Below are 12,446 nucleotides of genomic sequence, written 5' to 3'. Positions count from 1 at the left end.
GGCCATGCTGCAGATCAAGCCCATTCTTGCCGCGCTGAAACACCATCGCGTCGCCACTTTCCTTATCGCGACGCAGATTGCACTGTCCATGGCCGTTCTCTGCAATGCGGTATTCGTCATGCAGCTGCGGCTGGCGCACATGGCGCGACGTCCAGGCATCGACGCGGCGAATCTCGCCGTCATCCACTACCGCTGGATTGAGAAGCACACCACGCAGGAGGGTGGCGCCCTGATCGCGACGGATCTTTCCATGCTGCGCAGGCTTCCCGGCGTGACCGACGCCTATGCCGATTACACCGTTCCCGCAGCAGGGCAAGAGGTGGAATTGCTGTTACTCGGTCTCAGGCATGACCAACATGCACCGACTTCACTCGCCGAGGACTATCACGCGGACACGCACACGATGTCGACACTCGGCCTGAAGCTCGTCGCCGGACGCAATTTCCGGGCTGACGAGATCGAGGATATCGGCGACATGCAACCGTATCATCCGCCGAGCATCATCATGACCCGGGCATTGGCCCGCAAACTTTTCCCCGGCGAGTCGCCTGTTGGAAAAACCGTCCAGGTCAATAACCATCCCAGCACCATCATCGGCATCATCCGTCACCTCCAGGTGCCGAGCATGAATGCGAACCGCATAGCCGACTTCTCGGTGCTTGTGCCAAGCCGGCTGGTTTCACGCCAGGGGAATTACCTGGTGCGCGCCCGGCCCGGTCAGGTCGCCGACGTCATGGCCCTGGCTCGCAAAGCCCTGCTGGCAAAGGATCGCATGCGGGTTGTCAGCGTGAAGCGCTACAGCGACATGCTGGCCAAGGCGTATGGGCGTGATCGCGGCGTCGCTATCCTGATGATGGCGATTTGCTTCGTGCTTGTCGCTGCGACGGTGGGAGGGATCGTCGGCCTGGCCAACTTCTGGGTTGGGCAACGGCGTCGACAGATTGGCATTCGACGTGCAGTCGGTGCAACGCGAGGCGATATCCTGCGCTATTTCCAGCTGGAAAACTTCCTGATTGTGAGCCTTGGCATCATGCTCGGGATCTTGTTTTCGCTAGCACTGAATGCAGCATTGATGCATCACTACGAACTCCCTCGCATGCCCATCTGGTATTTGCCGCTTGGCACATGCTTCCTGTGGATTCTCGGGCAGATCGCCGTGCTTCCCTCCGCCTTGCGCGCCGCGAGCGTGCCTCCTGTCGTAGCGACGCGGACGGTATGACGAAGCTATAGGCACGTGGAGTTGCACACGCGCTTTGCTTTGCTGAACGCGTGACCAAACGTAAGCTCAACGTCTGCTTCTGGCCGATTGCGGCCGTTGTCCCAACTTGCGATGACAATCCATCATTGTCTCGACGTCTTTAGTCAACGTTTCCCCTGAAGATTAGTGCATGTCAGTGCGTGTTCCGCGAGACGAGCACGAACGCTCTCTAGGTCGTTGCAAGTTCCACAGCTCCGCAAGTCTTGCTCGAGCCATGTAGATAGGCACCACAAGCCGCTCCGCAATGACCTCGGCTTTGACGTGCCATCGAAGCCCCGCTAGATCCGGCCGCTTGAGATCATCCACCGTCAAAGCCTGAAGACGCTCCTGCTGCCGCTCACCCAGCTCGCGCCGAAGTCTTTTTTGCTGCGCAACCAATGCGGATGCCAAGTCAGGGAACCAGTGCCGGGCACTACTTACGGCGACCATCTGCTCTCTGCATATCCAGGCAAGCGACTTGCCAGTCAACCCGAGATCGAGCGCTTCCTTCAACGCTTTATGCAACCTTTCCTTGTCTTCAGGTGCCCGGCGTAATTGTCCATCGGGACTACGAATACGCTTGGGCTCCACACCGTACAAAGGACGAATGGCCGCAGCGTCTGCAGGATCGAGCAGAATGCTTCGCAACGGCACCCGAAAGAACTCTGCAAGGCGCAGTAGAGACGTGACGAGCACACGTGTCGGCTGTTGGCGCACATGGAAACAATCCCCCTCTTCCTGGACGAACTGCGTCCGACTCACAAGATCACGAACCATCCCCACGAAGGCACCGGGTGCAGCGGCCGAAAAGACGCAGTCCGGGTTACGCGATGGACTTCCCCGATGCGGTAGACACTTCGTGCCTATGATTGGACTGGTTCAGAAGAAACAGCCATACAAGAGCCGTATCATCGGGCATAACGCCACTTTTCCTGCTCGTGGGAGAACACCATCGCCATGCAGAACGACCGGGCAAGACGTCTTCATCCACGCTCGCTTGCGTACCTGAGTAGCTATCTGGATAAGCTGACCAAGGGGCGGCTGTGGCTGAAGGTCATCATCGGCATGGTGCTGGGTGTGGCCACGGGCATCGTGCTCGGCCCCACGGTCGGCCTGGTGGCGCCGGACACCGCGTCCGCGATCGGCAACTGGTTGGCGCTGCCCGGGCGGCTGTTCCTGCTTCTGATCCAGATGATCGTTATTCCGCTGGTATTCGCCTCGGTGATCCGCGGCCTCACGTCCGGAGGCAGCCTGGAGCAGCTGCGCAGCCTTGGCCTGCGTGTGACGCTGTATTTCGTGTTCACCACCACGGTGGCCATCAGCATCGGGCTGGCTGTGGCGCTGATCATCAAGCCCGGCCACTACATCGACAGCGCGATGGTCCAGCAGGCCATCGGCAGCAGTCCTGCACAAGCGCTGCCCACGACAGTGCCGGGCATGCCCGGGCTGAGCGAGCTGCCGCAAAAGCTGATCACGATCCTGCCTTCTAACCCACTCACTTCGATGGTGGAGGGACAGATGCTGCAGGTGGTGCTATTCGCCATCATTTTCGGCGTGGCACTGGTGATGATGCCGGCATCGAAGTCCAAACCCATGCTGGATGTACTCGGCTCGCTGCTGGAAGTGTGCATGACCGTGGTGCGCGTGGCGATGCGTCTGGCGCCCTATGCCGTGTTCGGCCTGATGACGCAGTTGACTACCAAGATCGGCCTGGATGCGCTGCTGGGCATGGCGGTGTATGTGGGTACCGTGCTGCTGGGCCTGGCGCTTCTGCTCGGCTTCTATCTGGCGGTGGTGCTGGTGGTCGGCCGTACCCGCCCGATCCAGTTTTTGTCCGCCGCACGCGAAGTCATGCTGCTGGCCTTTTCGACCTCCAGTTCCGCGGCGGTACTGCCGGTCACCATGAAGACGGCGCAGGAAAAGCTCCACATCCGCAGCTCCGTCGCCCAGTTCGTCATCCCCCTCGGCGCCACCGTCAACATGGACGGCACCGCGCTGTACCAGGGCGTGGCCGCCATCTTCCTGGCCCAGGTGTTCGGCGTGGATATCGGCACCGGCGGCATGCTGCTGATCATCATCACCGCCGTGGGCGCCTCCATCGGCGCCCCCGCCACGCCGGGCGTGGGCATCGTGATCCTGGCCATGGTGCTGGAATCGGCGAACATCCCCGTAGCCGGCATCGCCTTGCTGCTGGGTGTCGACCGCGTGCTGGACATGAGCCGCACCTCGGTCAACGTGTGCGGAGATCTGGCCGCGAGCACCGTCATGGACCGCTGGCTGCCGAGCGAAGACAACACACCTGCCGGACCGATCAACCGACGGACGCCGTCTCTCGACGAGACAGAGGCCTGAACAAGGACGCGGGATGGCGAATACCCGCTTCGAATCGAAGATAGCCAGCTTGATCGCAAGGCAGCGTTCGGCCACGAGCCGTCGCTGAAGTGCACGCTGACCCGGGTTTCTGGAACCGCAACACGTTCGATGCCTCGAGTGTGTCACAGAGAAGTCGTCCGGCGTGGAGCACGGGCGACATCGTCCTCGTCCTTCGCCTGGGCATGGCCTGGGCATGGGGCGGCATGGCTCGAACTGCCGCGTTGCAACCACTCGAACTTCGCGGGACGGCTTCGCGTCGCACCGGCACGGTTCGCACTACGAGCGAGCCGTCGCCACTCGCTTCCGCCGCAGACGCGTGAATTCGGAGAACTCCCACTTGCGAAACGCCAGCACGGCGCAGCAGCCGTCGCGCACGTCCAGCGACAGACGCGCATCCATGCGCGCCAGTTGCTCGAATTCCTCGACCAGGCGCGCAATGGCCGCCTGCATGCGTGCGCGGGAGCCTTCGGACAAGGTCGCGCCGACGAAATGGAAGGCATCGCTGGTGCCGTCGAAGCGCTCGCCGAAGAATTCCGGCAGCACGCGCGACATGAAGAAGCGGTGCACCGGACCGTCCTTGCGCCAGGAAAAGTTGCGGGCGGTCAGTTTCTTGATGCGCTGCGGCGGCCGGTATTCGATGATCTTCAGTTGATCCAGCTTCAGCAGCAGCGAGACCAGCTCGTTTTCGTCGATGCGGAACGTCGCCATGATCTCGCCGAAACGCCAGTTGTTGAGGATCAGGTAGGTGGTCAGCAGCAGCTTGGGATCGGCGACCAGGGAAGTTTCCTGCGCCTTGCTCAGTTCGGTCACGGCGCGCCGGTCGGCATGACTCTGGCGCAGCAGCGACTCGAGATCGGTGCCCAGCACGTCGCAGATCTCGTCCAGCCGCTGCAGCGTGAAGCCGCCCTTGCCGAGATGGCGCTTGATGGTGGGCTCGCTGACGCCGAGCCGGGCCGCGAGTTCACGATAGGTGATGCCGCGATGACGCAGCTCCGAACGGATGGCCTGCACGAGAATGGCGGTAGCGGACATGTCGTCCTCCGTGATCCTTATTCATCAAAAGTATCATTTTCTGATACCTTGCGACGCTCGCGCTGATCGGTCCGCACGGATGCGTTGTCCGGTCCGCGTGACTGCCGCAAGATGCATCGCACGCCGAAGAACGCGGTCGGCGGATCATAGGGAGAAGTTGACGATGTCGGTCCAGATTCTAGGTACGGGCGAGCATGTGCCCCGCCGTTGCGTGTCGTCGTCGGAACTGGATGCACGCTGGAACAAGCCCTCCGGCTGGACCCAGCGGCATGCCGGCATTACCCGGCGCTACTACGCCGATGCCGGGGAGACGACATCCGGCATGGCCGCGCAGGCGGCCGAGGCGGCTCTTCGCGCTGCCGGTCTCGCACCCGACCAGCTCGACTGCATCGTTTCGGCCTGCAGCGTGATGGAACAGGCCATCCCCTGTTCGGCCGCGCTGATCCAGCGGCAGCTGGGCCTGGGCGAGAGCGGCATTCCCGCGTTCGACATCAATGCGACCTGCCTGAGTTTCCTGGCCGCGCTGGACACCCTGAGCATGGCCGTCGACGCTGGCCGCTACCGGCGCGTACTGATCGTGTCCAGCGAGATCGCCAGCGCCGGCCTGCCGGAGGACGATGCGGAAACATCGATGCTGTTCGGCGACGGCGCGGGCGCCGTGGTCATTGGCGCCTGCGCGGGCGAAGGTCCGGGCCGCATCCTCGGCACACACTTCGAAACCTACGGCGTCGGCGCCGAGCTGTGCCAGGTGCGGGCGGGCGGCACGCGCATCCGCCCGCGCGAGGACATGCAGGCATTCCTGGACGGCGCGTGCTTCCAGATGCGCGGACGCCAGACCTATCGCATGGCCGCCCAACGCCTTCCCGCGTTCATCGCGCGCCTGTTCGAACGCGCCGGCGTGTCGCTGGAAGGCATCGACCGGATCATTCCACACCAGGCCAGCGCCAAGGCGCTGACGCACCTGCAAGCGCTGCTGAAACTGCCTACCGATCATCTTGTGCGCACCCTGGGCGAACGCGGCAACCAGATGGCGGCATCTATCCCGGTGGCGCTGCATCATGCGGTGACCACGGGACGGGTGAAACGCGGCGACACGATCGCGCTGATCGGCTCGGGCGCCGGCCTCTCGTTCGGCGGCGCGGTGCTGACCTACTGACATGGCACGTATCCTGGTCACCGGCGCCTCCGGCTTCATCGGCGCTCACGTCACCCGCACACTGGCGGCCGCCGGGCACGAAGTGCTCGCCAGCGGGCGCAACCCGGACCGCCTGACTGCCGCTGCCGGCTCGTTCGCGGACATCGCCACCGCCGATCTGGCGGACGATGCGCTGGACCCTCTGGTGACCGGACGCGACGCGATCGTGCATTGCGCGGCCTTATCCGCACCATGGGGGCCGCGCGAGGCGTTCCAACGTGCCAATGTCGTCGCGACCGAGCGTCTGCTTCGCGCGGCCGGGCGCCATCGGGTTCCACGCTTCGTGCATTTTTCCTCGCCCAGCATCTATTTCCGCCTGGCCGATCAATTCGACATTGAGGAATCTTTCGAACCGCCCGCGCGCTGGATCAACGCCTACGCGGAAAGCAAATGGCAGTCCGAACAGTGCGTCGCCGATGACTGCCATGCCGACATGACGCGCATCATCCTCCGTCCGCGCGCAGTGTTCGGCGAAGGCGACCGTGCGATTTTTCCACGCATCCTCGCGCTGGCCTCACGCGGCTGGTTTCCCTACATCGCCGGCGGGCACGCACGCATCGACACGACCTACGTCGGCAATGTCGCCGACGCCGTGCTGGCCACGCTGGACCTTCCCGCGTCGCGCGATCCGCAAGTGTTCAATCTCAGTAACGGCGAACCGATGGCCGTCCGCACACTGCTGCAGGAACTGTTCGACGCGCTGCACATGCACGTGCGCCCGGTGCACCTGCCGCGTACGCTGGCCCTGGCGCTGGGCACGGCCGCCGAATCCGCGGCACGGCTCAAACCGGGCCGGCCGGAACCACGGTTGAGCCGTTACGGTGTCGGCGTGCTCGGCTATTCGCAAACGCTCGACATCACCCGTGCCCGACGCGTGCTCGGCTACCGCCCGAGCGTGTCGGTCCGCGAGGGCATTCGTCGCTTCGCGCAAGGATGGTCGCATCATGACGACGCTTGAATGGCGCGCCTACGAGGTGGGCCACTGCCTGCACCCGGAATGCAGCGTGCGCAAGGGCGGGCGCTGGCGCATGACGCGCTTTCCCGCGCTGGCCTTCCTGATTCGTCACCCGCAGCGCGGCGCCGTGTTGTTCGACACCGGATACAGCGAGCATTTCTTCAGCGCCACGGAGCACATGCCCGAACGGCTCTACCGTACCGTCACGCCACCGCGGCTGAAGGACAACGAGAGCCTGCTACGCCAGCTGCAGCGCGACGGCATTGGCGCCGACGACATCGATGCGATCGTGCTCTCGCACCTGCATGGCGATCATGTCGGCGGGCTGCGGGACTTTCCCTCCTCGTCCATCTTCTGCGCCCGCGAAGGTTGGCAGGACCTGCAACGACGCGGTCGCCTGGCGGCCGTGCGGAAAGGACTGCTGCACGACCTGCTTCCGAGTGATTTCCCAAAGCGCGTTCGCTGGATCGAGGATGCGCCGCGCGCCGCCATGCTTCCGGATGCGTTCGCGGAGCTGGCTCCCGGCTACGACCTGTTCGGCGACGGCAGCCTGACGGCGATCGAACTTCCCGGTCACGCGACGGGCCACTTCGGTCTGTTCTTTCACAGCAGCGATCACGAGCCGGTGCTGCTCGTCGCCGATGCCGTGTGGTCCTCGCGCACACTGCGTGACGGCGTGCCGCCGCCGGCCATGGTCACCTCCTGGCTCGGCGATACCGACGCCTACCGCACCACGCTCGAACGCCTTGCGCGCCTGCATCGCGCCTGGCCGCAGCTGCGCATGGTGCCGTCTCATTGCGCGGAACATCGACCATGACGCAGCAATGGGCCGAAAAAGCGGGTGTGGCGCTGGCCTATCTGGCAGCGCGAAAGCGGAACCGGCTGCGCACACGCGAGCAGATCCGCGCGCATCAGGCGCGACGCTGGCGAGCGCTGAGCCGTTGGCTGACTGCCCATGCACCGTTCTATGCCGCATACGCCGGACAGCCGTTCGAGTGCTGGCCCATGATGGACAAGTCGCAATGGATGCAGCATTTCGACACCCTCAACACCGCCGGCATCGCCCTGCACGACGCCTATAACGTGGCCGAACGCGCCGAACGCAGCCGCGACTTCCAGCCGACCCTCGACGGCATCAGCGTGGGTCTGTCGACCGGCACCTCCGGGGCGCGCGGCGTGTTCCTGGCCAGCGCGTCGGAGCGCCGCCGCTGGGCCGGCGCGATGCTCGCCAAACTGCTGCCCGGTGGCCTGCTGGCCCGCGAGCGGATCGCGCTGCTGCTTCGCGCCGGCAGCAATCTGTACGACACCATCCAGGGCGCTCGGCTCACCTTCCGCTACTTCGATCTGGTGCAACCGCTGGACGAACTCGTCGATGAACTCGACGCCTATGCACCGACCATTCTGGTCGGACCGGCGCAGGCCCTGGCGCTGCTTGCACGCCTTCGCTCGCAGGGCCGCGCACGCATCGCGCCACGCCGGGTGATCTCGGCCGCCGAGGTGCTCGATCCCATCGATCGGACCTGCATGGAGCAGACCTGGGGCATCGCAATCGAACAGATCTATCAGGCAACCGAGGGGTTTCTCGGCCACACCTGCGCGCAGGGCGTACTGCATCTGAACGAGGACGGCCTGATTGTGGAACGCGCATGGATCGACCGTGCGCAACGTCGTTTCGTGCCCATCGTCACTGACCTGTATCGCCGCACGCAGCCGGTCGTCCGCTACCGCCTCAACGACGTGCTGGTGCAGCGCGAATTGCCCTGTTCCTGTGGGTCCGCGCACATGGCGCTGGATCGCATCGAGGGGCGCGAGGACGACATCGTGTGGTTGCGAGCCCGTACCGGCGATGCATCCATTCCGCTGTTCGCGGATGCGCTGACGCGTGCTCTGTTGATTGCGGATCCGGCCATCACGGATTACCAGGTTGACCAAATCGCGCCGAATGCGCTGCGGATCGCCATCGAGCCCGCACTGGACGCATCGCGCGAACAGCTACTGCGCGACGCGCTGCATGCACTCTGCGAACGGCTCGATGCCGACATGCCCGACCTGATCTTTGCCGAGATGCCCGCGCATGCGCTCACCCACAAGCGCCGTCGCGTGCGCGGACTGCGACCGACCCGGGAGACGGAACATGCGTAGCGTGCTGATCCTCGGCGCACGTTCACCGGTGGCGCTCGATCACGCGCGCCGTTTCGCCGCGCAGGGCTGGCGCGTGGTCGTGGCCGACAGCGTGCCCTGCCGCATCACGCGCTGGTCGCGTGGCGTCCATGCCAGCGAATCCCTGCCGTCCGCGCGCGGCGATCTGCACGCCTACGCGAAGGCGCTGAACCGGATCATCGCCATACACCGGATCGACCTGGTGCTGCCGACCTGCGAGGAAGTGTTCTACGTGGCGCGCTGCCGTGCGCGCCTGCCGCAGGACGTGCGTGTCGTCGCGCCGCCGTTCGACACCCTGGCCATGCTGCACAGCAAATGGCGCTTTCTGGACGCCGCGCGCGACTGCGGCATCCATGTGCCCGACAGCGCGCTCGTCGACGATATCGACGAAGCGCGCGCATGGGCGGCGGGGCGACCGGTCGTCCTCAAGCCCGAGTTCTCTCGCTTCGGCGTTCACGTGCGCCGCTACCCTGAAGGTATCCCGGACCGCGCCGCGCGCTTTGCCACACAACAGAAGTGGGTCGTGCAAGCCTACTGCCGCGGCGAGGAACGGTGTTCGTACAGTGTCGTCGACCGTGGCCGCCTGCTGGCCCATGTAACCTATCGGCCCGTGTACCGCATCCGGGGCAGCTCCGGCTATGTCTTCCAGGCCTGCAAAGCGCCGGAGATCGAGGCCTTCGTCCGCACCTTTGCGCGCAAGACCGCCTGTACTGGTCAGCTCTCGTTCGACTGGATGTCCGCCGAACCCAATCAGTACGCGGTCCTGGAATGCAATCCGCGCGCAGTGAGCGGCGTGCACCTCTTCGCACGCGACGCGGCCCTGCCCGCCGCGTTGATGGGCGAAACGGATACCTGCGTGCAGCCGGACTTCAGCAGTTTGCGCATGATCGGACCCGTCATGCTGGCCGCAGCGCTGTCGCCGTCGCTGCGAACGGTCCCGTTACGCCAATGGTGGCGCGACCTGCGCGCCGCGCGCGACGTGCTCGGTGTGGAAGGCGACCGCTGTCCGCTGCTGGGCGGCCTGGCCGACTTGGCGTCCTACGCGGGACTGGCCGCACGGCAGCGCTGCTCGATGCGCGAAGCCTCGACGCGGGACACCGAGTGGGACGGCGAACGCATGGAGTGGCCATGAGCATCGCGCCACACGTGTCGCCGGATGCCTTCAACGCCCAGGTCGATGCCTTTCTCGGCGTGCACTGCTCACGGCCGACCCACTCCTTGATCGCCAACGTGCATGCCCGCGTTGACGCCGTGACAGCCGGCGATGTGCGTCTGCCGACGACGATCAACGACGACGAGGGCGAGCAAGCGTGGATCTGCTCGCCGTACACCACCTACTACCGCTATGCGCTGGAGGAAGTCGCGCGATTCGGTCATCCGCTGCTCTCGGCGCCCCTGCGCCTGCTGATCCACGGCGCTGGAGCGCTGCTTCGCCGCAGCCGCATCGATCGCGCCGTCACCCTCAACCACTGGCTTGTCTCGACCAACAGCTACCCATGTCTGCATGACGTCGATCTCGACCGAGCCATCACCGAGGCGAAGGATCGCTGGCCGGACCATGCCCTGTGGTTCCGCTCGCTCAACACGGCGCATCACGCCGACTGGCTGCGCGCGCTGATCCGGCTCGGCGGCGTGCTGCTGCCGAGCCGGCAGGTCTATCTGTTCGACGACGTGGCGTCGCTGGCCCATCGACACCGGGACCTGAAACGCGACCTCGCTCTGCTGCGCAAAGGCGAAGGCGTGACCTGCGCACCACTGCAGGAAGACGATCACGACCGCGCCGCCGCGCTCTATCACGAACTCTACGTCCGCAAGTACTCGCCGCTCAACCCGCAGTATCGGAGCGACCTGCTGCGCGCCTGGAGCCACGCGGGACTGCTGCACCTGCATGGCTTGCGCGATGATCGCGGCGTGCTGCAGGGTGTGGTCGGCATCCTGCGCATGGGCAACCTTCTGACCTCGCCCATCGTCGGCTACAACACCGCCCTACCGCAGAAGCTCGGCCTATACCGCCGGCTCGCCGCGCGGGTACTGCACGAGGCCGCAGAGCAGGACGACCTGGTCAACCTCAGCGCCGGCGTGGCCGACTTCAAGCGCCAGCGTGGCGGCCGTCCCGCGATCGAGTACAGCGTCGTCCTGGTCGATCACCTGCCGCGCGCGCGCCGCCATGCGCTGCGTGCGCTCGGCGGTATCCTGCGCGGCGTCGGCGTCCCCGTCATGAAAAGGTTCCGGCTATGACGCCCTGGCCCTCGCACCTTCGCAGCCAATGGTTCGCGGTGACCTTGTCGCGCAAGGTCGGCCGTGCGCCGAAGCGCTTTCTGCTGCTCGGTCGCCCGATCGTGCTAGCGCGTCTGGACGGACAACGCGTCGTCGGCTTCGAGGATCGCTGCCCGCACCGCCACGCGCCACTGTCGAAGGGACGCTGCATCGACGGTCAACTGCAATGCCCGTATCACGGCTGGCGCTTCGACGCGCAGGGCCGCCTGCAGGCCTTGCCCGGCGCACCACCCGAACAGCGCCTGCCCGGCATTCACGCACGCAGGGTCTGCGTGACCGAGCGCGACGGCGTGATCTGGGTACGCGAGCGCGACGATGACAAACGCGATCTTCCCGAGCGGGTCCGGAGCATGGACACCTGGAACCGGAAGTTCCTGTGGCAGACCGTGTGGCGCGGAAACATCGTCGACGCGCTGGAGAACGTGCTCGATCCGCTGCACACCCATTTCGTGCATCCGGGGCTGGTGCGCAAGGGCGGCGAACGCTGCGCCATGCGCGTGCGCCTGCAACCGAACAACGAGGGCTTCACGGTCGACTACTCCGGTCATGAAACCCAGTCGGGCCTGCTCTACCGCCTGTTCGAATCTCCGCGCGAATCCGAGCGCGCCCATTTCTGCGCACCGGGTACAGCTCAACTGGAATACCGCTATCGCAATGGCAGTCGGGCCTGCATCTCGCTGCACTTCAGCCCCCAGGACGACCGCAACACGCACCTGATCGGCATGCTGCATGTGCAAGGCCGCCGAGTGCCGGCCTGGGCGGTGCGGCTCTTCCTGTGGCCGTTCATCCGACGCGTCGCGAAACAGGACGCGCGCATGCTCGGCTGGCAGGCCGACAACACGCGCATCTTCGGCGACCGGCAGGACATCGTCACGCGCTGCGACATCGTGCGCAGACACCTGATGTCGGCCTGGCGCGACGATCCCGCAAGCATCGACCTTCCCCCGGACGGCATCGATACCGAGTTGTATCTCTGAATATAAAGCCCGGCACGCTTCCCGACGTTGTACGGGAAGGCGTCCGAGCACATCCCATTCCACACCTCCGATGGCGTGGACGATGCCACACGGATCCGGAAAATCCCCCGGCCCGCCATGGTCGCTGCGGAAGCAGAGAGGAGTCCGTGGCCGCAACTTCTGCGCACAATCGACCGAGCGCCATCGACAGCGGCAAGAGCACCCTCTAGAGTCAAAACGTGCCGTATCGCAGCCCAGTGA

11 protein-coding genes are annotated in these 12,446 nt (G+C 65.1%); 9 read left to right on the top strand and 2 right to left on the bottom strand.

All coding sequences use genetic code 11. The features are described from left to right. Positions 1 to 4: 4 nt before the first annotated feature. Complete coding sequence (locus HF690_RS12665) at positions 5 to 1,219, top strand: ABC transporter permease (protein ID WP_168609706.1); 1,215 nt, start codon at positions 5 to 7, stop codon at positions 1,217 to 1,219. Positions 1,220 to 1,381: 162 nt separating this feature from the next. On the opposite strand, the gene HF690_RS12660 is transcribed toward HF690_RS12665, so the two are convergent. Then, entirely contained in the window at positions 1,382 to 2,014 is a 633-nt protein-coding gene (locus tag HF690_RS12660) for a hypothetical protein (protein ID WP_168609705.1), read from the bottom strand. A 180-nt stretch (positions 2,015 to 2,194) separates the two neighbouring features. On the opposite strand from HF690_RS12660, the gene HF690_RS12655 reads away from it, so the two are divergent. Further along, positions 2,195 to 3,589, top strand: coding sequence for a dicarboxylate/amino acid:cation symporter (locus HF690_RS12655; protein ID WP_113065603.1), 1,395 nt, complete (start codon positions 2,195 to 2,197; stop codon positions 3,587 to 3,589). A gap of 297 nt (positions 3,590 to 3,886) precedes the next feature. Here HF690_RS12655 and HF690_RS12650 read toward each other — a convergent pair whose 3' ends face one another. Beyond that, positions 3,887 to 4,642 carry a helix-turn-helix domain-containing protein gene (locus HF690_RS12650; protein ID WP_168609704.1) on the bottom strand — a complete coding sequence of 252 codons (756 nt, stop codon included), beginning with the start codon at positions 4,640 to 4,642 and terminating at the stop codon, positions 3,887 to 3,889. A 163-nt stretch (positions 4,643 to 4,805) separates the two neighbouring features. On the opposite strand from HF690_RS12650, the gene HF690_RS12645 reads away from it, so the two are divergent. From HF690_RS12645 to HF690_RS12615, 7 genes are read left to right on the top strand one after another with little or no spacing between them, the layout of a single operon-like run. Next, a complete protein-coding gene (locus tag HF690_RS12645) occupies positions 4,806 to 5,798 on the top strand; it encodes a beta-ketoacyl-ACP synthase 3 (RefSeq protein ID WP_168609703.1) in 993 nt (330 codons plus the stop codon). Position 5,799: 1 nt separating this feature from the next. Then, on the top strand, positions 5,800 to 6,795 hold the full coding sequence (locus HF690_RS12640; RefSeq protein ID WP_168609702.1) for an NAD-dependent epimerase/dehydratase family protein: 996 nt from the start codon (positions 5,800 to 5,802) through the stop codon (positions 6,793 to 6,795). Beyond that, complete coding sequence (locus HF690_RS12635) at positions 6,782 to 7,609, top strand: MBL fold metallo-hydrolase (RefSeq protein ID WP_168609701.1); 828 nt, start codon at positions 6,782 to 6,784, stop codon at positions 7,607 to 7,609. The genes HF690_RS12640 and HF690_RS12635 overlap by 14 nt, the downstream gene beginning before the upstream one ends. Then, positions 7,606 to 8,934: a F390 synthetase-related protein gene (locus HF690_RS12630; RefSeq protein WP_168609700.1), complete on the top strand. Its 1,329-nt coding sequence runs from the start codon at positions 7,606 to 7,608 to the stop codon at positions 8,932 to 8,934. Before HF690_RS12635 ends, HF690_RS12630 begins: the two co-directional genes overlap by 4 nt. Beyond that, positions 8,927 to 10,084, top strand: a complete 1,158-nt coding sequence (locus tag HF690_RS12625; protein WP_168609699.1) for an ATP-grasp domain-containing protein — start codon at positions 8,927 to 8,929, stop codon at positions 10,082 to 10,084. Before HF690_RS12630 ends, HF690_RS12625 begins: the two co-directional genes overlap by 8 nt. Next, positions 10,081 to 11,190, top strand: coding sequence for a GNAT family N-acetyltransferase (locus HF690_RS12620; RefSeq protein WP_168609698.1), 1,110 nt, complete (start codon positions 10,081 to 10,083; stop codon positions 11,188 to 11,190). The genes HF690_RS12625 and HF690_RS12620 overlap by 4 nt, the downstream gene beginning before the upstream one ends. After that, on the top strand, positions 11,187 to 12,206 hold the full coding sequence (locus HF690_RS12615) for a Rieske 2Fe-2S domain-containing protein (protein ID WP_168609697.1): 1,020 nt from the start codon (positions 11,187 to 11,189) through the stop codon (positions 12,204 to 12,206). Before HF690_RS12620 ends, HF690_RS12615 begins: the two co-directional genes overlap by 4 nt. The last annotated feature ends 240 nt before the right edge of the window (positions 12,207 to 12,446 follow it).

Origin of the sequence: Oleiagrimonas citrea, assembly GCF_012395255.1 — a bacterium.
GTDB classification, from domain to species: Bacteria; Pseudomonadota; Gammaproteobacteria; order Xanthomonadales; family Rhodanobacteraceae; genus Oleiagrimonas; species Oleiagrimonas citrea.
Note: the sequence above shows the minus strand (reverse complement) of the source record. Positions and strands in the feature narration are given on the sequence as shown.